The 19,463-nt window shown below is 61.7% G+C and carries 24 protein-coding genes; 17 read left to right on the top strand and 7 right to left on the bottom strand.

Annotated elements, in window-relative coordinates; genetic code table 11:
- Positions 1-45: 45 nt before the first annotated feature.
- The 3 genes from ispH to BUB78_RS16220 all read right to left on the bottom strand — a co-directional run bounded on the left by ispH (position 46) and on the right by BUB78_RS16220 (position 2,134).
- Positions 46-996: a 4-hydroxy-3-methylbut-2-enyl diphosphate reductase gene (ispH, locus tag BUB78_RS16210; protein WP_073199820.1), complete on the bottom strand. Its 951-nt coding sequence runs from the start codon at positions 994-996 to the stop codon at positions 46-48.
- A 67-nt stretch (positions 997-1,063) separates the two neighbouring features.
- Positions 1,064-1,516: a YqaA family protein gene (locus tag BUB78_RS16215; protein WP_073199821.1), complete on the bottom strand. Its 453-nt coding sequence runs from the start codon at positions 1,514-1,516 to the stop codon at positions 1,064-1,066.
- A gap of 45 nt (positions 1,517-1,561) precedes the next feature.
- Entirely contained in the window at positions 1,562-2,134 is a 573-nt protein-coding gene (locus BUB78_RS16220; RefSeq protein WP_073199823.1) for a LabA-like NYN domain-containing protein, read from the bottom strand.
- Positions 2,135-2,277: 143 nt separating this feature from the next.
- Between BUB78_RS16220 and folK the strand changes: the two genes are divergently transcribed.
- From folK to recO, 12 genes are all read left to right on the top strand, one after another.
- Positions 2,278-2,844 (top strand): 2-amino-4-hydroxy-6-hydroxymethyldihydropteridine diphosphokinase, encoded by a 567-nt coding sequence (folK, locus tag BUB78_RS16225; protein WP_073199825.1) that lies wholly within the window; start codon positions 2,278-2,280, stop codon positions 2,842-2,844.
- A 78-nt stretch (positions 2,845-2,922) separates the two neighbouring features.
- A complete protein-coding gene (rpoZ, locus tag BUB78_RS16230) occupies positions 2,923-3,276 on the top strand; it encodes a DNA-directed RNA polymerase subunit omega (RefSeq protein ID WP_073199826.1) in 354 nt (117 codons plus the stop codon).
- Between the two features lie 37 nt (positions 3,277-3,313).
- On the top strand, positions 3,314-5,455 hold the full coding sequence (locus BUB78_RS16235) for a RelA/SpoT family protein (protein WP_073199828.1): 2,142 nt from the start codon (positions 3,314-3,316) through the stop codon (positions 5,453-5,455).
- Positions 5,456-5,466: 11 nt separating this feature from the next.
- The gene (locus tag BUB78_RS16240) at positions 5,467-6,129 is read left to right on the top strand and encodes a DUF2062 domain-containing protein (protein ID WP_073199830.1); all 663 of its coding nucleotides are present in this window, start codon (positions 5,467-5,469) and stop codon (positions 6,127-6,129) included.
- A gap of 37 nt (positions 6,130-6,166) precedes the next feature.
- The gene (locus BUB78_RS16245) at positions 6,167-6,922 is read left to right on the top strand and encodes a pyridoxine 5'-phosphate synthase (RefSeq protein WP_073199833.1); all 756 of its coding nucleotides are present in this window, start codon (positions 6,167-6,169) and stop codon (positions 6,920-6,922) included.
- Between the two features lie 66 nt (positions 6,923-6,988).
- The gene (locus BUB78_RS16250) at positions 6,989-7,702 is read left to right on the top strand and encodes a hypothetical protein (RefSeq protein ID WP_073199835.1); all 714 of its coding nucleotides are present in this window, start codon (positions 6,989-6,991) and stop codon (positions 7,700-7,702) included.
- Positions 7,699-8,112 carry a holo-ACP synthase gene (gene acpS / locus BUB78_RS16255; RefSeq protein WP_073199837.1) on the top strand — a complete coding sequence of 138 codons (414 nt, stop codon included), beginning with the start codon at positions 7,699-7,701 and terminating at the stop codon, positions 8,110-8,112. Before BUB78_RS16250 ends, acpS begins: the two co-directional genes overlap by 4 nt.
- Before the next feature lie 63 nt (positions 8,113-8,175).
- The gene (gene lepB, locus BUB78_RS16260; RefSeq protein ID WP_073199839.1) at positions 8,176-9,006 is read left to right on the top strand and encodes a signal peptidase I; all 831 of its coding nucleotides are present in this window, start codon (positions 8,176-8,178) and stop codon (positions 9,004-9,006) included.
- Positions 9,003-9,689: a ribonuclease III gene (rnc, locus tag BUB78_RS16265; protein WP_073199841.1), complete on the top strand. Its 687-nt coding sequence runs from the start codon at positions 9,003-9,005 to the stop codon at positions 9,687-9,689. The genes lepB and rnc overlap by 4 nt, the downstream gene beginning before the upstream one ends.
- Positions 9,686-10,588 (top strand): GTPase Era, encoded by a 903-nt coding sequence (gene era / locus BUB78_RS16270; RefSeq protein WP_073199843.1) that lies wholly within the window; start codon positions 9,686-9,688, stop codon positions 10,586-10,588. Before rnc ends, era begins: the two co-directional genes overlap by 4 nt.
- Positions 10,589-10,666: 78 nt before the next feature.
- Positions 10,667-10,999 carry a DUF1491 family protein gene (locus BUB78_RS16275; RefSeq protein ID WP_073199845.1) on the top strand — a complete coding sequence of 111 codons (333 nt, stop codon included), beginning with the start codon at positions 10,667-10,669 and terminating at the stop codon, positions 10,997-10,999.
- A 70-nt stretch (positions 11,000-11,069) separates the two neighbouring features.
- Entirely contained in the window at positions 11,070-11,807 is a 738-nt protein-coding gene (gene recO, locus BUB78_RS16280; RefSeq protein WP_073199847.1) for a DNA repair protein RecO, read from the top strand.
- A 24-nt stretch (positions 11,808-11,831) separates the two neighbouring features.
- On the opposite strand, the gene BUB78_RS16285 is transcribed toward recO, so the two are convergent.
- Together BUB78_RS16285 and BUB78_RS16290 are read right to left on the bottom strand one after the other, a co-directional pair.
- The gene (locus BUB78_RS16285) at positions 11,832-12,221 is read right to left on the bottom strand and encodes an META domain-containing protein (RefSeq protein ID WP_073199849.1); all 390 of its coding nucleotides are present in this window, start codon (positions 12,219-12,221) and stop codon (positions 11,832-11,834) included.
- 5 nt (positions 12,222-12,226) lie between these two features.
- Positions 12,227-12,787: a TetR/AcrR family transcriptional regulator gene (locus tag BUB78_RS16290; RefSeq protein WP_073199851.1), complete on the bottom strand. Its 561-nt coding sequence runs from the start codon at positions 12,785-12,787 to the stop codon at positions 12,227-12,229.
- Positions 12,788-12,948: 161 nt separating this feature from the next.
- Here BUB78_RS16290 and BUB78_RS16295 point away from each other — a divergent pair, with 161 nt between their 5' ends.
- Positions 12,949-14,367, top strand: coding sequence for an FAD-binding oxidoreductase (locus BUB78_RS16295; protein ID WP_073199853.1), 1,419 nt, complete (start codon positions 12,949-12,951; stop codon positions 14,365-14,367).
- 2 nt (positions 14,368-14,369) lie between these two features.
- Here the strand turns inward: BUB78_RS16295 and map are convergent, their stop codons facing one another.
- Both map and sfsA read right to left on the bottom strand, forming a co-directional pair.
- A complete protein-coding gene (map, locus tag BUB78_RS16300) occupies positions 14,370-15,182 on the bottom strand; it encodes a type I methionyl aminopeptidase (protein ID WP_073199855.1) in 813 nt (270 codons plus the stop codon).
- Between the two features lie 376 nt (positions 15,183-15,558).
- The gene (gene sfsA, locus BUB78_RS16305; protein ID WP_073199857.1) at positions 15,559-16,260 is read right to left on the bottom strand and encodes a DNA/RNA nuclease SfsA; all 702 of its coding nucleotides are present in this window, start codon (positions 16,258-16,260) and stop codon (positions 15,559-15,561) included.
- A gap of 49 nt (positions 16,261-16,309) precedes the next feature.
- Here sfsA and BUB78_RS16310 point away from each other — a divergent pair, with 49 nt between their 5' ends.
- The 4 genes from BUB78_RS16310 to BUB78_RS16325 are packed head-to-tail and all read left to right on the top strand — an operon-like array spanning position 16,310 to position 19,273.
- Positions 16,310-17,032 carry a competence/damage-inducible protein A gene (locus tag BUB78_RS16310; protein WP_073199877.1) on the top strand — a complete coding sequence of 241 codons (723 nt, stop codon included), beginning with the start codon at positions 16,310-16,312 and terminating at the stop codon, positions 17,030-17,032.
- Positions 17,029-17,745: a GNAT family N-acetyltransferase gene (locus tag BUB78_RS16315; protein ID WP_073199859.1), complete on the top strand. Its 717-nt coding sequence runs from the start codon at positions 17,029-17,031 to the stop codon at positions 17,743-17,745. Before BUB78_RS16310 ends, BUB78_RS16315 begins: the two co-directional genes overlap by 4 nt.
- Positions 17,746-17,750: 5 nt before the next feature.
- Positions 17,751-18,329, top strand: coding sequence for a peroxidase-related enzyme (locus BUB78_RS16320; RefSeq protein WP_073199879.1), 579 nt, complete (start codon positions 17,751-17,753; stop codon positions 18,327-18,329).
- Entirely contained in the window at positions 18,329-19,273 is a 945-nt protein-coding gene (locus tag BUB78_RS16325) for an OmpA family protein (protein ID WP_073199861.1), read from the top strand. The genes BUB78_RS16320 and BUB78_RS16325 overlap by 1 nt, the downstream gene beginning before the upstream one ends.
- The last annotated feature ends 190 nt before the right edge of the window (positions 19,274-19,463 follow it).

Consider the following 19,463-nt stretch of genomic DNA (forward strand, 5'->3'; position numbering starts at 1 on the left):
GGGCTCGATATAGCGAAGCCCGCAATGGCTGCGCGCCGGTCCGGTTCAGGCCGGGGTGCGCAGGACGCGGGGCACCTTGAATTCGACGTTCTCGGTGGCGGTTTCCACCTCTTCGATCGTCACGTCATAGCGGGCCTCAAGGGCCGCGATCACCTCGTTCACAAGCACCTCGGGGGCCGAGGCGCCGGCGGTGATGCCGATGCTCCTGATGCCCTCAATCGCGCGCCAGTCTATATCGGTCGCGCGTTGCACAAGCTGGGCATAGCCACAGCCCGCACGCGCACCCACCTCGACCAGGCGGCGCGAGTTGGACGAGTTCGGCGCGCCGACCACAAGCATCGCCTCGGCCTTTTGCGCCATTGCCTTGACCGCCTCCTGGCGGTTGGTGGTGGCGTAACAGATGTCTTCCTTGTGCGGCCCCTTGATGGCCGGAAACCGGGCCTGAAGGGCGGCGACGATATCGGCGGTGTCATCAACCGAGAGCGTGGTCTGGGTCACGAAGGCAAGCTTTTGCGCATCACGCACCGCAAGGGCGGGCACATCGGCGGGGGTTTCCACAAGCAGAACCTCGCCTTCGGCAAGCTGGCCCATCGTACCAACGGTTTCGGGGTGGCCTGCGTGGCCGATCATGATGATCTGCAATCCGGCCTCGGCATGGCGCTCGGCCTCGATATGGACCTTGCTGACAAGCGGACAGGTGGCATCGACGTATAGCATCTGGCGCGCACTGGCCTCGGCGGGCACCGATTTTGGCACGCCATGGGCGGAAAAGATCACCGGGCGGTCATCGGGGCAATCGTCAAGCTCCTCGACAAACACCGCCCCCTTGGCGCGCAGATCATCGACCACGTATTTGTTATGCACGATCTCGTGGCGCACATAGACCGGCGCGCCCCATTTCCCGAGCGCCATTTCGACGATCTTGATGGCGCGGTCCACGCCGGCGCAAAACCCGCGCGGGGCCGCGAGGTAAAGGGTAAGGGGTGGTTTGGTCATGCGCGCCTCCTGTCGGGGTCAGAGGTAAGGCTTGCGGCGCGCGGCGTCCAGTCTTGATGGGCGTCGCTCAGGCGGTTGTCTGCGCGGTCAGCCAGGCAAGCACAATATAACGCCCGGTCTTGGCGATGGTGACAAGGATCAGGAAAAGCCAGGGCGGGGTGCGCATCACGCCCGCGATCACCGTAAAGGCGTCGCCAAGGGGTGCCCAGCTTAGCAGCAGCGTCCAGACGCCCCACTTGGAATACCAGCCCTCGGCGCGCGCCATCTGGCCGGCGTTGAAGGGAAACCATCGCCGGTCGCGGTAATGCTCGATCCAGTAGCCGAGCCCATAGTTGACCACCGCCCCGAGGGTGTTGCCGATGCTGGCCACGATGACCAGCCACGTAAGCGAGGCGGTGCCGCCCAGTTGCAGGCCGACAAAGACGATCTCTGATTGAAACGGCAAAACTGTGGCGGCCCCGAAGGCCGCCAGAAACAAACCACCCAATTGCGCGAAAACGCCCAGATCCGCGCCAATCATTGGCGGCGGGCCTGGGCGTCAACTTTGGTGCGGCGCAAGATTGGTTCAGTCCTGACCTGCGTAGACCTCTTCGCGCTCTTGGCTGACTTCGCGCGGCGGGCGCCCGATGACATCCTTGAGATCCTGCAACTCGATAAAGTTGTCGGCCTGACGGCGCAGCTCGTCCGAGATCATCGGCGGCTGGCTTCGGATGGTCGAGACCACCGAGACACGCACGCCCTGACGTTGCATGCTTTCCACCAAAGGGCGGAAATCGCCGTCGCCCGAGAACAGAACGATATGATCGACATGCGGCGCAAGTTCCATTGCATCCACAGTCAGCTCGATATCCATGTTGCCCTTGACCTTGCGACGGCCCTGGCTGTCGGTGTATTCTTTTGCCGGTTTGGTGACCATCGAATACCCGTTGTAATGCAGCCAGTCGACCAGAGGCCGGATTGGCGAATACTCGTCATTCTCAAGCAGGGCGGTGTAATAGAACGCGCGCAGCAATTTACCGCGACGCATGAACTCGGTACGCAACAGCTTGTAGTCGATATCAAACCCAAGAGCCTTGCCGGCCGCATAGAGGTTTGATCCATCGATGAACAAAGCCAGTCGTTCATCCTTATAAAACATTTCAAATGTCCTTCCGAAGTATAGTGTCTTGCCCGGGGGGTCGTGTGTGTGAGTGGTGAGGCAGGACAGACGTAGAGAAATTAATTAGATGTCTTATTCGTGACACACAAGAGCATGATACATTTCGAAAGGATAGGGCGTTCATGACATTCAATCAACAATGCTTGATCGCTATGGGTGGAAATATGCCGTCCGGGCTTGGCGGGCCTGCTGAAACGCTGCGCGCGGCGATGGACATGCTGCGTCACGATGGCGCAGATGTTGTCGCGTCAAGCAGGCTTTTCAGCACCCCCTGTTTCCCCGCTGGTGCCGGGCCGGACTACGTGAATGGCGCGGCGGTGCTTCGGTTTGACGGGGATGCGCAAGAGGTTCTGGCGCTGTTGCACCGGGTGGAGGCGGCATTCGGGCGGGAAAGGGTGCGCCGCTGGGGGCAACGCACGCTTGATCTTGACCTGATTGCACTCGGCACTCAGGTCTTGCCCGATGTTCCCGGTTTTGAGGCCTGGCGTGATCTGGCGCCTGATGCGCAGAGCTTGCGCGCGCCCGATCAGCTTATCCTGCCGCACCCCAGAATGCAGGACCGCGCCTTTGTGCTGGTGCCTCTGGCCGAGGTGGCGCCGGGCTGGGTGCATCCGGTCCTGGGCAAATCCGTGCAGGAGATGCTTGAAGCCTTGCCGCAAGCGGAGAGGGATGCCGTTGTTCTGCTCTGATTCTCTGCTTGTAAATCCTGTATTGACGGCCTAAATACAGGGCTTCTTGCACACCTGCCCCTAATATCCGGAGGTCAAATGGCCCGCGTTACCACAGAAGATTGCGTTGATAAGGTCCCGAATCGGTTTGATCTGGTAATGCTTGCCGCGCATCGCGCGCGTGAAATTGCGGCTGGTGCGCCGCTGACCGTGGATCGTGACAATGACAAGAACCCGGTCGTGGCCCTGCGCGAGATCGCAGAAGAAACCCAGTCGGCGGATGACCTGCGCGAGCGTCTGATCGAATCGAATCAGAGCCAGATCGAAGTTGACGAGCCCGAAGAAGATTCGATGGCTCTGTTGATGGGCGGCGAGGCAGACAAGCCCGAGGCCGATGATATGTCCGAAGAAAAGCTTCTGCGGGCACTGATGGAAGCACAGGGTCAAGGCTGAGCCATAGCCCCCACCCAGAGCCAGGGGCGCAGATCAGATGATCGCCGTTGACGACCTGATCACGCTCGTTCGGGATTATAATCCAAAGACCAACGAAGCGTTGATTCGCGCGGCCTATGATTATGGCCGTGCGATGCACGAAGGGCAGTTCCGCCATTCGGGCGAGCCTTATTTCACGCATCCCGTCGCCGTGGCCGCCATTCTGACCGAACAGCGGCTGGATGATGCCACCATCATCACCGCGCTTTTGCATGACACGATCGAGGATACCAAAGCGTCGTATCAGACGGTCGAGGAAAAGTTCGGGCGCGAGGTGGCCGATCTTGTCGACGGGGTCACCAAGCTTACCAATCTGCAACTCAGCAGTTCCGAAACCAAGCAGGCCGAAAACTTCCGCAAGCTGTTCATGGCGATGTCCAAGGATCTGCGGGTTATTCTGGTCAAGCTGGCGGATCGCTTGCACAACATGCGCACGATCAAGGCAATGCGCCCGGACAAGCAGGCCCAGAAGGCCCGCGAGACCATGGATATCTTTGCGCCGCTGGCGGGCCGGATGGGCATGCAGTGGATGCGCGAAGAGCTGGAGGATCTTGCCTTTCGCGTGCTCAACCCAGAGGCCCGCGCCAGCATCATCCGCCGCTTTATCACCCTGCAAAAAGAAACCGGCGATGTGATCGAGCGGATTACCAATGACATGTGTCACGAGCTTGACAAGGCCGGGATCACCGCCGAGGTGTTCGGCCGCGCTAAAAAGCCCTATTCGATCTGGCGCAAGATGCAGGAAAAGGAGATGGGCTTTTCGCGTCTCTCTGACATCTACGGGTTTCGCGTCGTGACCCAGAGCGAGAATGACTGCTACGCGGCACTCGGAGCGATCCACCAACGCTGGCGCGCGGTGCCGGGGCGGTTCAAGGATTACATCAGCCAGCCGAAATCAAACGGCTATCGCTCGATCCACACCACCGTGTCGGGCCGCGATGGCAAGCGCGTCGAGGTTCAGATCAGAACCCGCCAGATGCATGACGTGGCCGAAACCGGGGTTGCGGCGCATTGGTCGTATCGTGACGGGGTGCGCAGCGAAAACCCCTTTGCGGTCGATCCCGCGCGCTGGATTTCATCGGTCACCGAACAGTTTGACGCCGAAGAAGACCACACCGAATTCATGGAAGCGGTCAAGCTTGAGATGTACGCCGACCAGGTGTTCTGTTTCACGCCCAAGGGCGATGTGATCAAGCTTCCGCGCGGGGCGACGCCGATTGATTTCGCCTATGCCATTCACACCCGGATCGGGCATGTGTGCGTCGGCGCCAAGATCGACGGCATGCGGGTGCCGCTCTGGACCCGGATCAAGAACGGACAATCGGTCGAGGTGATCACCGCCGAGGGCCAGACGCCGCAGGCGACATGGCTTGATATTGCCACCACCGGCAAGGCCCGCGCCGCCATTCGCCGTGCGCTGCGCGAGCTTGATCGCGACCGCTTTATCAAGCTGGGGCGTGAATTGGCGCGCTCGGCGTTCGAGCATGTTGGCAAAAAGGCCACCGACAAGGCGCTTGAAGCGGCGGCGCGTACGCTGCGGCTCAAGAACGCAGAGGAAGTGCGCGCGCGCCTTGGCAGTGCAGAGTTGACTGCGCATCAGGTTCTGAACGCGGTTTACCCTGATCTGGTGCCCGATGCGGGCAACGAGGTGGCGCGTGATCTTGCGGTGATCGGCCTTGAGGCGGATCAGAGCTTTGAGCGCGCGCGCTGTTGCCAGCCGCTGCCGGGCGAGCGCATCGTCGGCATCACCTATCGCGGGCGTGGGGTGGTCATTCACGCGATTGATTGCGAAACCCTGTCGGCCTATGACGATCAGCCGCAGCGCTGGCTTGACTTGCATTGGCACAACGGAACACACCCTGCGGTTTATGCGGTGACGCTTGATATCACGATTGGCAACGATGCCGGCGTGATGGGGCGGATTTGCACCTTGATCGGAGAGCAGAAGGCCAATATCTCGGACTTGACCTTTGTAGACCGGAAACCAGATTTTTACAGATTGCTTATAGATGTTGAATTGCGCGACGCCGAACACCTGCATGGTGTGTTGTCCGCGCTTGATGCCGAAACCGACGTCGCCGCTATTGAACGCTATCGTGATCCGTCCCGGTCCGGGGCTATGCAGAGCCATGAACCCTAGGAGCCCGACTGTTGGTTTTCAAACGCCGAGACAAACGCCCCTTCTGGAAAGTCATCTCTGACTTTCTGTGGCCCCGTGGTGGGTGGGCGCGGGCGTTTACCTATGTCAAGCACCGCCTGCATCGTCTGCCGGATCCGCCACACCGGATTGCGCGCGGGATCTTTGCGGGTGTTTTCACCACGTTTACACCATTTTACGGGCTGCATTTCGTGGTGGCGGCGTTTCTGGCCTGGGTGCTGCGCGGCAGTATCCCGGCGGCTCTTTTGGGCACGTTCTTCGGCAATCCGCTGACCTATGTGCCGATTGGTGTGGTGTCGCTGCAGACCGGGCATTTTCTGTTGGGGGGCACCGGCCCGGGCGAGGATGAAGTGCGCCGCTCGCTGGGCGGTAAATTCCTCGATGCGGGGGACGATCTGCGCGACAACTTTCTCGCGATGTTTTCCGAGCGCGAGGCCGACTGGTATAGCCTGCATGTGTTCTATGACGAGGTGTTTTTCCCCTACATGATCGGCGGGATCATTCCGGGCATCATCACGGCGCTGATTTGCTATTACCTCAGTCTGCCGGTCATTCAGGCCTATCAGAACCGCCGCAAGGGCGCGCTCAAGGCAAAATGGGCGGCGCTGAAGGAAAAAAAGGCGCTCAAGGCTGACGCCAAGCCAAAACAGGACTAGGTTCGTCTCGAGTCGCGTTACAACAAAGGAAAAGCCGATGTCGTTTGAGGGCAAACTGCGCCTTGGCGTGAATATCGACCATGTTGCCACGGTGCGAAATGCCCGCGGCGGGGCCTATCCCGATCCGCTGCGCGCGGCCAAGGTGGCCGAAGCGGCCGGCGCCGATGGCATCACCGCGCATCTGCGCGAGGATCGCCGCCATATTTCGGATGCGGATATCGATGGGCTGATGGCGGGCCTCAGCGTGCCGCTCAACTTCGAGATGGCCGCCACCGCCGAGATGCAGGCGATTGCCCTGCGCCACAAGCCGCATGCGGTCTGCATCGTGCCCGAAAAGCGCGAAGAGCGCACCACCGAGGGCGGGCTTGAAGTGGCGCGTGAGGAAAACCGTCTTGCCCATTTTATCGCCCCGCTGATCGAGGCCGGCAGCCGGGTGTCGATCTTTATCGCCGCCGACAGCCGTCAGATCGAGGCCGCCGCGCGCATCGGCGCGCAGGTGATCGAGCTGCATACCGGGGCCTATTGCGACGCCCATGCCGAGGGCCGCTTCAAAGAGCGCGACACCGAGCTTGCCGCACTGCGCGAAATGTCGACCTATGCCCATTCGCTTGGTCTTGAGGTGCATGCCGGGCACGGTCTTAACTATGAAACCGTCAAGCCGGTCGCGGCCTTTCCCGAGGTGGCCGAGCTCAATATCGGGCATTTCATCATCGGCGAGGCAATCTTTCGCGGCCTCGGCCCCGCCATCGGCGAAATGCGCCGCCTGATGGACGAGGCGCGGGGAGGGCTTTGACCTTCGTTTGATAATTTGTTGGGTAAAAACTAGATGACGCGACTTTTTGCATATGTCCGATTTCCGATGAAAATTATACTTTCCACATCAAAAGCGTTTCTCGCCTTGGTGATGGTAATGTCATTTGCCCTGACTGTCTTGACCGTGACATCTTCAACTGTGTTTGGTGTATTCTCTAACGCCGTCGAGGCCGTGGCCGGGGCGCGCACTGTTCGGGCTAGGCACGTTGCGACTGTGAGTGACCTTAAAACGCGTAATGACGAGTTTGGCCGAAGAAATTCCCGTCTCAAGGCTGATAATAAACTGCTCAAGGGTAAGCTAATGGATACTGGCGTCACCTATCGCGGTGCCAAGCGCAGCGTGCGCGAGGCGGTCAAAGATACCAGCACGCGGGTAAGCCGGAGAGTGGCGACAGCTTCAGCGCGCAATGTCGGCTCTATGGCAGGGGAGGCGATGCCTGTGATCGGAGTAGGGGTCATAGTTGCGGCAACTGCCTGGGAGCTTCATGATGCCTGCGAAATGATCAAGGATCTCCATGAACTCGATATCGCCTTTAATCCGGAAGACGCGATCGACGCGCGCGAGGTTTGCGGAATGCAGGCCCCTACGAACGCAGAGCTATGGCAAACTATCCGTCAGAGCCCCGGTGATGCTTGGAAACGCGTAAGGGGCTTATATGACAATCTGCCGGATGTATCCTTCACGGGTACATATGAACGTATGATCGGGCTCGCCTGCCGTTGGTTTACCTGTGGTGAAGCCGAGGTTATGGCGCAATGATCCTTGGTATCGGCACAGACCTTGCCAATATCGAGCGGATTGCGCGCACGCTTGAGCGCTTTGGCGACAGATTCCGCAATCGCGTCTTTACGCCCGTCGAACAGGCCAAGGCCGAGCGTCGCCGCGATGTTGTCGGCACCTATGCCAAACGCTGGGCCGCGAAAGAGGCCTGTTCCAAGGCGCTTGGCACCGGTCTTCGGATGGGCATCGCCTGGCGTGACATGGCCGTCAGCAATCTTGAGACCGGCCAGCCCGTGATGGAGGTCACCGGTTGGGCCGCTGAGCGTCTGGCCGAGATGACACCGCCGGGTCATGCTGCGATCATTCATGTCACGCTGACCGATGATCACCCCTGGGCGCAGGCCTTTGTGGTGATCGAGGCCCGCCCGATTGCCGGCCCTGCGGCTTGACACCCCGCCGCATGCACCGCATGTAGCCCCAAACCTCTTATTCAGTTAATTTCGGAGACACCGATGGCATCTGACGCCAAACCAGGAAATTCCATCGTCGAGACGATCAAGACGGTGTTCTGGGCGCTCGTGATTGCGGGCCTGTTCCGCACCCTGCTGTTCCAACCGTTCTGGATTCCCTCCGGGTCGATGAAAGACACGCTTTTGATCGGCGATTTCCTGTTCGTCAACAAAATGGCCTATGGCTATTCCTATGCGTCCTGCCCGTCGATCCGCTTTGCCGGGCTTGATATCGATGCCAAGGATATCTGTGGCTTTCTGGATGGCGACAACACCCGCATCCTTGGATCAGAGCCAGAGCGCGGCGACATCATCGTGTTCCGCCAGCCCACCGATGGCACCGATTTCATCAAGCGGGTGATCGGCCTGCCGGGGGATCGCATCCAGATGAAGGATGGCGTGCTGCATATCAATGATGTCGCCGTCAAGCTGGAGCCTGCACCGGATTTCGTCGAAGAATTCAGCCGCCAGGGCCCCATGGGCATTCGCCCGCGCTGTGAAAACGGGGTTGTGGGCGAGGGCGGTGCCTGCATCAAGTCGCGCCAGATCGAGACATTGCCGAATGGCCGGTCGCACAGCATCATCAACATCGGTGATCAGCGCGCCGATCACACCGGCGTCTTTACCGTGCCCGAGGGGCATTACTTTTTCATGGGCGACAATCGCGACAACTCGACCGACTCGCGCTTTCCGGCGGCGGTGGGCGGGGTTGGCTACGTGCCCTACGAGAACCTGATCGGCCGCGCCAACCGGGTGATCTTTTCCTCGGCGGGCTCTTCCATGCTGGCCTTCTGGACATGGCGCAGCGACCGCTTTTTCACGAGGCTCGATTGAAGCTTTCAAGCGACATGAAAGCGCTTGAGGCGCGGTTGGGCTATCAGTTTTCCAAGCCCGCACTTCTGGTGCGGGCTTTGACGCATTCCTCGATGTCCTCGCCGACGCGCGACGACAACCAGCGGCTTGAGTTTCTGGGCGACCGGGTCTTGGGCCTTGTCATGGCCGAGGCGCTTCTGGCGCATGATCCGGGCGCGACTGAGGGCCAGCTTGCGCCGCGCTTCAACGCGCTCGTGCGCAAAGAGGCCTGCGCCGATGTGGCGCGGGAGGTTGATCTTGGGGTGGTCTTGAAATTGGGTCGCTCCGAGATGATGTCAGGCGGGCGACGCAAAGAGGCGCTGTTGGGCGACGCGATGGAGGCGGTGATTGCCGCCGTTTATCTTGACGCCGGGTTCGAGGGCGCGCGCGATCTGGTACTGCGGCTCTGGGGCGCGCGGGTCGGGTCGGTCAAGGATGATGCGCGCGATGCCAAGACCGCGCTTCAGGAATGGGCGCAGGCGCGCGGGTTGCCGCCGCCCGATTACATGGAAACGCGCCGCTCGGGGCCCGATCACGCCCCGCAATTCACCATCGAGGCAACGCTTAAAACCGGCGAAACCGCCGAGGCAACTGCCGGATCAAAACGCCACGCCGAACAGGCGGCGGCCCGTGCCCTTTTGGACAGATTGGATAAACACACATGACCCGCGCCGGTTTCATCGCCTTGATTGGCGAACCCAATGCAGGCAAATCCACGCTCTTGAACCGGATGGTCGGGGCCAAGGTGAGCATCGTCACCCACAAGGTGCAAACCACGCGGGCGCGCATTCGCGGCGTGGCGATGGAGGGCGAAAGCCAGCTGGTCTTTGTCGACACGCCGGGCCTGTTCAAACCCCGCCGCCGCCTTGATCGCGCGATGGTCGCGGCGGCCTGGGGCGGTGCGGCGGATGCTGATGTGGTCGTGCTTCTGGTCGAGGCGCATCGCGGCGTCACCGAAGGCGTCGAGCGCATTCTTGAGGGCCTCGGCGATATCGCCAAGGGCCGCAAGGTGGCGCTTGCCATCAACAAGATCGACCGGGTGCATTCGCCGGTTCTTCTGGCGCTGACCCAAAAGATGAACGCCCGCTTTCCCTTCGTCGAGACCTTCATGATCTCGGCGGAAAAGGGGCACGGCGTCGATCATCTGCGTGCCTGGCTGGCCGAGCAGATGCCCGAAGGCCCCTGGCTTTACCCCGAAGATCAGATCGCCGACCTGCCGATGCGGATGATCGCCTCCGAGATCACCCGCGAAAAGCTGACCCTGCGCCTGCATCAGGAATTGCCCTACCAACTCACGGTCGAAACCGAGAACTGGGAAGAGCGCAAGGATGGCTCGGCCAAGATTGATCAGGTCGTCTATGTCATGCGCGACGGCCACAAGGGCATCATCCTCGGCAATCGCGGCGAGACGATAAAGGCCGTATCCAAGGCGGCCCGCGAAGAGCTTGAGGAATTCCTAGACCGGCGCATCCACCTGTTTCTACAGGTCAAGGTACGTCCCAACTGGCTTGAGGAATCCGAGCGCTATTCCGAAATGGGCCTCAATTTCAAGGACGGGAACTAGGGTCATGCCCCCGGGCTTCTTCTTGGCAAAAATACTCCCGCCGGAGGCGTCCGCGCGCGCGACAGGCACAGCTGCCTGATGGCGCGCCTGACTGCCTCTTTCTGGGTGCAGGCCTATCTGGCGCGTCTGCGGCTTGCGGATATCCCCGCCTTTGTCGTGGCCCATGGCGATGACACCGGCGGCGCGGTTCTGGTCAAGCTCAACACGCTCGACGGTCAGGCGCGCGCCTATCAGCGGTCGTTCGATCTGATGACTGGCGCCCGGGCCTGGGTGGTTCTCGCCGAGGGCGACGAGACCGAGGTTGACGCCGCCATCGCCCGGCAGCGCGGGTTTGACCCGGATATCTGGGTGATCGAGGTCGAAGATCGCGCCGGGCGCCACCTGCTTGATGAGCCGGGTCTGTCCGACTGAAACGCCAAGGGGCTTGGCAGGGCGCATCGTCTGGTGTGAAATGGCGCGATCGGAGGGCAGGGAACGGGTGATGGACTGGCGCGATCAGGGGATATTGCTGGCAAGCCGCAGGCACGGTGAAAATGCCGCCATCATCGAAGTTCTGACGCCCGAGCGCGGGCGCCATGCCGGTGTGGTCCGCGGTGGGGCCTCGCGCAAACTTTCCCCGATCCTGCAACCCGGTGCCCAACTTGATCTTGAATGGCGCGCGCGGCTGGAAGATCACATCGGCACCTTCCGGGTCGAGCCGCTGCGCTCGCGCGCGGGTACGGCCATGGGCGACAGGCTGGCGCTGGCGGGGCTGAACGCGGTGACCTCGCTGTTGCTGTTCTGTCTGCCTGAACGCGAGGCCTGCCTGCCGCTTTACCGGCGCACCGAGACATTGCTTGACCTGCTGGATCAGCCGGAGATCTGGCCGCTGGCCTATCTCAACTGGGAATTGGCCTTGCTGGAAGAGATGGGCTTTGGCGTTGATCTGCGCGCCTGTGCGGTGATGGGGCCGCAGGCCAACGACCTGTCGTTCGTCTCGCCGCGCAGCGGGCGTGCCGTTTCGCGCGCCGGGGCGGGGGAGTGGGCCGATCGGTTGCTGCCCCTGCCGCCCTGCATGCTGGGGCAGGGCCCGGCCCCTGATGCCGAGATATTGCAGGGGTTCGATCTGACCGGGCATTTCCTGCGCAATCATCTCGCCCCCGAGCTTGGCAACAAGCCGCTGCCGGATGCGCGCCAAAGGTTTGTTGACCGGTTTGTGCAGCGCGCTCACCGCCCCTGACAGGCCGCCTTGCGGGGCGCGCGGTTACCTTGCGGCGGAAAAGATCATCTCGCGCCCGGCGTCATTGCTCAGGATAAGGATATCCCCGACCACTTCGACAAGGGTCATTTCCGCCAGGGCGCGAAAATAGCGGGCTTCGGCGTCAAATTCGGGACAGGCGCGTTTTGTGGCCGCAATGCCCGTGGGCGCGAACCACGGATAGGGCGCGGTCTGCTGGCCCGAATAACTGTTGCAGGGTGCCTGCCCGGCGATCTGGCCTTCTTCGGGCAGGATCAGCGTGGCACGGGCGCCAAATGGTCGCCCGTCGATACTTTGCAGGGTCCAGGTCGCGGCATCCCCGCCGTAGCCGGTCACGGTTTCGTCCTTGCAGGCGCCAAACAGGGAGAGCACCGAGAGGAGAACAGCAAACCGCATCCGGGCTACCGGAGCGCCAGAACCAGATCGACCAGCGAGCCGATCGCGTCTGAATTCTGCGCTGCGTCACGGTCGTGCAGATCTTCCATGCCGATGGCACTGGCGTAAATGATGCGCGCCATTTCGCCATTGTCGATGCCACAGGCCGACAAAAGTCCGCGCAACTGCTGCAGCCGCGCCTCGTCCACCTCGGCCACCACGGTGGCGCAGCCGGTGTCGTCGCGCGCCCATGCACGAATCGCGGGCTCGGCGCGCAATGCGGGGGTATCGCTGCTCGATGTTGCGGCAATCATCTGAGCCGTTGCGCGCAGGCGCGTGGCGTCGGTCGCATCCGCCTCTGCGCAGGTCGCCAGTGCATGGCGCGCTGCGGCCTCCCATAAATCCAAAAGGGCAAGATTATAGGCGGGCACATCGGTGAAGTGCCAATAAAACGACCCCTTGGTCGCCCCGACGCGCCGCGCCAGAGGTTCGGCCCCAAGCGCCCCAGGCCCCTCGTCGCAAAGCGCAGAGAGCCCGGCCACAAGCCAGTCGGTACGGTTCAATCGGGGGCGGCGCTGTGTGTTCATCCTTCAGGCATACGCCTCATGCTGCAGTGCCGCAAGATGCCCTTCTGTCACCCTTCGTCGCACCATGCACGGGGCGTTATTCGTTGAGCGGCGGCGGTGCCGAGTATTTTTGGAACGGTGAAAGGGCTGGATTGCCTCTTTTTGCGTGATAGGTAGAGCGCATGACATTGAATTCCGCCACCCCCGCCTTTGTCGATCATCTGCGCGCAGAACTGCCTGCCGCCGCCTTTCGTGAGGCGAGCCCGGCCTATCTAGAAGAGCCGCGCGGGCGTTGGCAGGGACGCGCAGGCGTCGTTGTGGCACCTGATTGCACCGCCGATGTGGCCAAGGTCGTGCGCGCTGCATCTGAGGCCGCTGTGCCGCTTGTGCCCTATGGCGGCGGGACCGGGCTTGTCGGCGGACAGCTTTGCCCCGAGGGGGCGCTGCCGGTGATCCTGAGCCTTGAGCGGATGCGTGCGGTGCGCGGGATTTTCCCCGAAGAGAACGTCATGGTGGTCGAGGCCGGTATGATCCTTCAGGACATTCACGAGGCCGCGGCCAGGGTTGACCGGATTTTCCCGCTAAGCATCGCCGCCAAGGGCAGCGCGCGGATCGGCGGCAACCTGGCGACCAATGCCGGTGGGGTGAATGTGCTGCGCTATGGCAATGCGCGCGATTTATGTCTTGGGCTTGAGGCGGTGTTGCCGGACGGGCAAATCTGGCAGGGTCTCAAGCGGTTGCGCAAAGACAATACCGGGTATGATCTTAGAAACCTTTTGATTGGGTCCGAGGGCACGCTTGGGGTGATCACCGCAGCCGCTCTCAAGCTATATCCGCGTCCCGCAGGCGAGGGCACGGCGGTGATGGTTGTGCGAGACCCACGCGCGGCGCTGGATTTGCTGGCACTGGCGCGCGATCACATGGGCGAGGGCGTCAGTGCGTTTGAGCTGATGCATCGTCAGGGGCTGGAGTTTCTGGCGCAGGAATTGCCCGATATTCGCCAGCCGTTTGAAGAGCGCCCGGAATGGTTTGTGTTGATCGAGGTCGGCCTTGCCCGCGGGCTTGACCCGGCGGGCGCGCTTGAGACCCTGTTCGGCGAGGCGATGGAGGCGGGATTGGTCAGCGATGGCATGATTGCCCAATCCGAGGCACAGCGTCAGGCCTTTCGGGAGGTGCGCGAACAGATCCCCGAGGCCAACCGGCGCGTCGGGTCGGTCAGTTCGCATGATATTTCCCTGCCGATGGGCGCGATTCCCGAATTCGTCGAAAAAGGCCGAGAGGCAATCGCCGTTTTGGGGGCGTTCAGGATAAATTGCTTCGGCCATCTTGGCGACGGCAACCTGCATTACAACATCTTTCCGATGCCCGGAAAGACCCGCGCCGATCATGACGCCGAGCGTGACCTAATCAAGCGGGCACTGCACGATCTTGTGGATGAGATGGGCGGTTCGGTCTCTGCCGAACATGGTATCGGGCGGCTCAAGGTTGATGACCTAGAGCGCTATGGTGATCCGGCCAAACTCTCGGCGATGCGCGCAATCAAGGCCGCACTTGACCCAAAGGGGATCATGAACCCCGGCGCGGTGTTGCGCGCCGTCTAAGGTTATGCGGTCCAGGTCGGGTGAAACCGGCCCGCGGGCGAAAGCGTGAAAATCTCGGCGCCGGTTCCGGTGACCCCTATGGAATGCTCGAACTGCGCCGAGAGCGACTTGTCACGCGTCACCGCCGTCCAGTCATCGGCCAGAACCTTGGTTTCCGGGCGGCCCAGATTTACCATCGGTTCGATGGTAAAGAACATGCCCTCTTCGAGGGCCGGCCCGGTGCCCGGACGCCCATAGTGCAGAACGTTGGGCGGGGCGTGAAACACCCGGCCAAGGCCGTGACCGCAGAAATCACGCACCACTGACATGCGGTGCGCCTCTACATAAGACTGAATCGCGTGGCCGATATCGCCAAAGGTATTGCCGGGTTTGACCGCCTCGATCCCCTTCATCAGGGATTCATGCGTGATCTCGATAAGCCGCTCTGCCTTCCGGCTCAGCTTACCTGCGACGTACATGCGACTTGTGTCGCCAAACCAGCCATCGACAATCACCGTCACGTCGACGTTCAGGATGTCACCGTCTTTCAGCAATTTGTCGCCCGGGATGCCGTGACAGACCACGTGGTTGACGCTGATACAGCTGGCGTGACGGTAGCCCTTATAGCCGATGGTGGCCGATTTGGCGCCTGCCTCGTTGACCTTATCCTCGATCATCTTGTCGATTGCGCCGGTGGTTTGGCCGACGAAGACGTGGTCGGCGATCTCATCGAGAATGCGTGCGGCCAGTGCGCCGGCCTTGTGCATGCCGGCAAAATCCGAGTCCTCATGAATTCGGATGCCGTCTCGGGTCAGTCGTCCCTTGTGTGTGTTCACGTCTATGCCTCGTGCCGTCTTGATCTGTTAAGCCCTGTTTAGGCGGGATTGCAGCAAAGGGCCAGAGGGTGCGGCATGCTGGGCTCATCTAGGGCCTCGCCCATGCGCATGTATCCTTGGATTGCGGGAATTTGTGCCTTTCGCGGTGCTGTTGGTGCGTTCAGGCCTGACCGAACGGAGCGCGCTGGCGCGCGCACTTTGGTCCTCGTCAGGCGATGCCTTCCTCAGAGATGGGGGAGGCGTGACGCGCAAAACGGCTTTGGCGCGAGGGAGAGCTGATATGAGTATTTGGGGAACGGTGAATGTGAGCGCGCTTTGACTTTCATCTTTCCGTAAATACTCAAGTGGCACTGCTTTGGCGGCGATAGGGGGCGGATCATTTGACAGGCACACGCGTGCCAAGTGTGACCGCCTTGGGGGTGATTCTGGTGCCATAGGCAAGCACTTCGACACCTGCGGACCTGGCGTTGGCGAATGCGGCGGCGTAGGTGGGGTCGATATCCGCTGCGAGTGTCATTTCTGCGCAATCGGTGCGCTGGATCAGGTAGAACAGGACGGCGCGGTGACCGATGCGCGCCATTTCGGCCAATTCACCAAGATGTTTCGCGCCACGCGCCGTCACGCTATCGGGGAATTCGGCCAGGCCTGTGGTGCGTGACAGGGTCACGGATTTCACCTCGACGTAGGCGTCGGGCAATCCAGTGTGTTGCAAAAGGAAATCAATTCGGCTCTTGGTGCCGTACTTTTGCTCCGGGCGCACGGTGCCATAGGTGGCGAGTTCAGGAATGTCGCCCGCCTCAAGGGCGGCGCGCAGGGCGCGGTTGGGCAGGCTGGTATCGACGCCGGTAAAATGTCCATCGGCATGTTCGACGAGTCGCCAGCCGTATTTGAGTTTCTTCTTCGGATCGTCATTCGGCTCGACCCATATTTTAAGGCCCGGTTCGGCCAGACCCATCATGCTTCCGGGATTGGCGCAATGGGCGGTCACCTCGCGGCCATCCTCAAGCCGGATATCGGCAAGAAAGCGTTTATAGCGACGGATAAGCACGGCGGACACAAGAGGGGTTTGAAAGCGCATGGCAGCAGGCCTATACCGGGTCATGGATCTGTTCAAGGAGGCCCGTATCATGCCCAACCCAACCGCCGCCATGCTTGTCATCGGGGATGAGATCCTGTCGGGGCGCACGCGCGATGCGAACATGCATTACCTTGCCACAGAGTTGACCAAGGCGGGGATCGACCTGCAGGAGGTCCGCGTGGTGAGCGATGACCCGGACGCCATCACCGCTGCGGTCAAGGCGCTCAGTGCGGGGTATGACACGGTCTTTACCTCGGGCGGGATCGGGCCGACCCATGATGATATCACGGCCGAGAACGTGGCGCGCGCCTTTGATCGCCCGATTGGCATCCGCGAGGATGCCCGCGCGCTTTTGGCCGCGCATTACGCACGCTCCGGTCAGGAATTGAACGAGGCCCGCCTGCGCATGGCGCGCATTCCCGACGGGGCCACCCTGATCGACAACCCGATCAGCACCGCGCCGGGGTTCAGCATCAAGAACGTGCATGTGATGGCCGGGGTGCCCTCGATCTTTCAGGCAATGCTGGCCAGCATCCTGCCGACATTGACCGGGGGCGCGCCGGTCTTGTCGCAAACCCTTGAGATCAACCGGGGCGAGGGCGATATCGCTGGCCCGCTTGGCGAATTGGCCGCGCGCTATAGCGACCTTTCCATTGGCTCTTACCCGTTTCAGCGCGATGGATGCTATGGCGCCAATATCGTCATTCGCGGCCAGGACGGGAGCCGCGTTGACGCCGCCATGGCCGAGCTTGCGGCGATCTTTTCCGCATGACCCCGGACGTGCACACCCTTTACGACGTGGTCGAGGGCACATGGCCGCCCGTCGCCATATCCGAGCTTGACGATTGGGTGATCCGTGACGGGCAGGGCGGCGGCAAACGGGTGTCGTCGGCCACTGCGCGCCAGTCGGTCACGGCTGATAAGCTCGCCGTCGCCGAGAGCGCGATGCAGGCGCTTGGCCAGCCCCCGCTTTTCATGATCCGAGGGGGCGACGCGGCGCTTGACCGGATGCTGGCGGATCAGGGGTATGGCATCGTCGATCCGGTCAATATCTACGTGACACCTATTGTCGACCTTGCCAGGCCGACGCCGCCCACCAGCACCTTTGCCATATGGGAGCCTCTGGCGATCCAGCTTGATATCTGGGCGGCGGGGGGCATCGGGCCGGGCCGCATCGACGTAATGCGCCGTGCGCAGGCCCCAAAGACCACCATCTTCGGGCGCGCCGAGAACCGCCCCGCCGCCACTGCATTCTGTGCCATCCATGACGGGGTCGCCATGGTCCACGCGCTTGAGGTTCACCCCCAAAGTCGGCGCAAGAACATGGGCCGCCACGTGATGCAGGCCGCCGCCACATGGGCCGCGAGCCACGGCGCAACCCATATGAGCGTGGTCTGCACCCAGGCCAATATAGGTGCAAACGGCCTCTACGCTTCCCTCGGCATGACGCTTGTGGGACAGTATCACTATCGACAAAAGGCATGACGCAAATGAGAAAACCACACCAGACCACCGCCCTTGACCTGCCGATGGTTGACCCTCTGCCGCCCGCCACGCAGAAATATTTTGACGTTTGTCAGGACAAGCTTGGCATGATCCCCAATGTGCTTCAGGCGCATGCCTTTGACATCGAAAAACTCAACACCTTTGCCGCGCTTTACAACGAGCTGATGCTGGCCGATAGCGGGCTAAGCAAGCTTGAGCGCGAGATGATCGCCGTCGTGGTCAGCTCGATCAACCGGTGCTGGTACTGTCAGGTGGCCCATGGCGCGGCTGTGCGTCAGCTTTCGGGTGATCCGGCGCTGGGCGAGGCGATGGTGATGAATTACCGGGTCGCGCCGCTTGATGCGCGCCAGCGGGCGATGCTTGATTTCGCCGCCAAGGTGACCACCGCGAGTGCTTTGATCGAAGAGGCTGACCGCACCGCGCTGCGCGATGTTGGGTTCAGTGAGCGTGACATCTGGGACATTGCCAATGTGGCGGCGTTTTTCAACATGACCAACCGGGTCGCAAGCGCCACGGGCATGCAGCCCAACCCCGAATATCACGCGCAGGCCCGCGAGGGGTGATGCGCGCGCGGGTGGCCCTTGTTCTGGCGCTGGTTCTGCCGCAGGTCGGCGGGGCGCTGGAGCTGTCTTTGCCGATCAATGCGGTGATGAGCGCAGAGATCGTCGAAGAGGCCGACACCTTTCTTTTGCCCACCAGCCCTTTTGCGAACGGAACCTTGCCGCGCGCCCGGCTTGAGGGGCGCGTCACACAACAGGCCTGGCGGGTCACCGGGCAGGGCCTTACCACGCTTCAGGTTCTGAAGCCGATGCGCGAAGAGCTTGAAGCGGCCGGGTGGCAGATCCTTTTCGAGTGTAGCGATCGCGAGTGTGGCGGGTTTGATTTCCGCTTCAACGCGCCGATTCTGTCGGCGCCAGATATGTTCGTCGACCTGTTCGATTTCCGCTATTTAGCGGCGCGTCGGGGCAATGACGGGGCGGGTCTTGAACATGCAGCGGTACTGATAAGCCGCTCTGGCGAGACCGGTTATGTCCAGATCAGCCACATCACCGCGCCCGGCGCGGCGGGGTTGGATACCGCGCCTGACGGTCCTGTTGCACAGGGGGGTGACGCAGGGACAGCCACCGCCAACCCCCTGGCGCAGGCGCTGCTGGAGCGTGGCCATGTGGTATTGCGCGATCTTGATTTTGCCTCTGGCGCGACGGCGCTCGGGCCGGGGCCGTTTGCCAGCCTTGCCGCGCTGGCCGAGTTTCTGAACGCTGACCCCACACGCCGGACCGCGCTTGTGGGCCATACCGATAGCGTTGGCGCGCTTGACGCCAATATCGCCCTGTCGCGCGACCGCGCGCGTGCCGTGCTTGAGCGCCTTGTCGAGACCCACGGCGTTGCCCGAGCACAGCTTGAGGCCGAAGGCCTCGGCTATCTCGCGCCCATCGCCAGCAACCGCGACCCGGCCTCGCGCGATCTGAATCGGCGGGTCGAGGCGGTGTTGCTCGACACCCGTTAACGAGCATTTTCTCGATCACGCCGCGTGGATGTGTCAGGCAACCCTGACTCCAACCCGACCGTCATCGCGATCTGCCTGAAGGTCGGCAATGCGGGGGCGGTTTCAACGGGTCGATGCAACACTTTAATCTTTTGAGAGAGATGGAGTGATCATCATGAAGTATCGTCGCCGCATATTCTTCACGGACAAA

The sequence above is a fragment of the Roseovarius marisflavi genome, assembly GCF_900142625.1.
Lineage (GTDB): Bacteria > Pseudomonadota > Alphaproteobacteria > Rhodobacterales > Rhodobacteraceae > Roseovarius > Roseovarius marisflavi.

Coding starts and splice junctions, on each gene's coding strand:
- BUB78_RS16310 (WP_073199877.1), top strand. CDS start 16,310: ATGCCCAACCCAACCGCCGCCATGCTTGTCATCGGGGATGAGATCCTG.
- BUB78_RS16290 (WP_073199851.1), bottom strand. CDS start 12,787: ATGAACACACAGCGCCGCCCCCGATTGAACCGTACCGACTGGCTTGTG.
- folK (WP_073199825.1), top strand. CDS start 2,278: ATGACATTCAATCAACAATGCTTGATCGCTATGGGTGGAAATATGCCG.
- BUB78_RS16250 (WP_073199835.1), top strand. CDS start 6,989: ATGAAAATTATACTTTCCACATCAAAAGCGTTTCTCGCCTTGGTGATG.
- BUB78_RS16235 (WP_073199828.1), top strand. CDS start 3,314: ATGATCGCCGTTGACGACCTGATCACGCTCGTTCGGGATTATAATCCA.
- BUB78_RS16315 (WP_073199859.1), top strand. CDS start 17,029: ATGACCCCGGACGTGCACACCCTTTACGACGTGGTCGAGGGCACATGG.
- BUB78_RS16215 (WP_073199821.1), bottom strand. CDS start 1,516: ATGATTGGCGCGGATCTGGGCGTTTTCGCGCAATTGGGTGGTTTGTTT.
- recO (WP_073199847.1), top strand. CDS start 11,070: ATGGACTGGCGCGATCAGGGGATATTGCTGGCAAGCCGCAGGCACGGT.
- era (WP_073199843.1), top strand. CDS start 9,686: ATGACCCGCGCCGGTTTCATCGCCTTGATTGGCGAACCCAATGCAGGC.
- BUB78_RS16275 (WP_073199845.1), top strand. CDS start 10,667: ATGGCGCGCCTGACTGCCTCTTTCTGGGTGCAGGCCTATCTGGCGCGT.
- sfsA (WP_073199857.1), bottom strand. CDS start 16,260: ATGCGCTTTCAAACCCCTCTTGTGTCCGCCGTGCTTATCCGTCGCTAT.
- BUB78_RS16295 (WP_073199853.1), top strand. CDS start 12,949: ATGACATTGAATTCCGCCACCCCCGCCTTTGTCGATCATCTGCGCGCA.
- BUB78_RS16220 (WP_073199823.1), bottom strand. CDS start 2,134: ATGTTTTATAAGGATGAACGACTGGCTTTGTTCATCGATGGATCAAAC.
- acpS (WP_073199837.1), top strand. CDS start 7,699: ATGATCCTTGGTATCGGCACAGACCTTGCCAATATCGAGCGGATTGCG.
- BUB78_RS16245 (WP_073199833.1), top strand. CDS start 6,167: ATGTCGTTTGAGGGCAAACTGCGCCTTGGCGTGAATATCGACCATGTT.
- lepB (WP_073199839.1), top strand. CDS start 8,176: ATGGCATCTGACGCCAAACCAGGAAATTCCATCGTCGAGACGATCAAG.
- BUB78_RS16320 (WP_073199879.1), top strand. CDS start 17,751: ATGAGAAAACCACACCAGACCACCGCCCTTGACCTGCCGATGGTTGAC.
- rpoZ (WP_073199826.1), top strand. CDS start 2,923: ATGGCCCGCGTTACCACAGAAGATTGCGTTGATAAGGTCCCGAATCGG.
- BUB78_RS16325 (WP_073199861.1), top strand. CDS start 18,329: ATGCGCGCGCGGGTGGCCCTTGTTCTGGCGCTGGTTCTGCCGCAGGTC.
- BUB78_RS16285 (WP_073199849.1), bottom strand. CDS start 12,221: ATGCGGTTTGCTGTTCTCCTCTCGGTGCTCTCCCTGTTTGGCGCCTGC.
- ispH (WP_073199820.1), bottom strand. CDS start 996: ATGACCAAACCACCCCTTACCCTTTACCTCGCGGCCCCGCGCGGGTTT.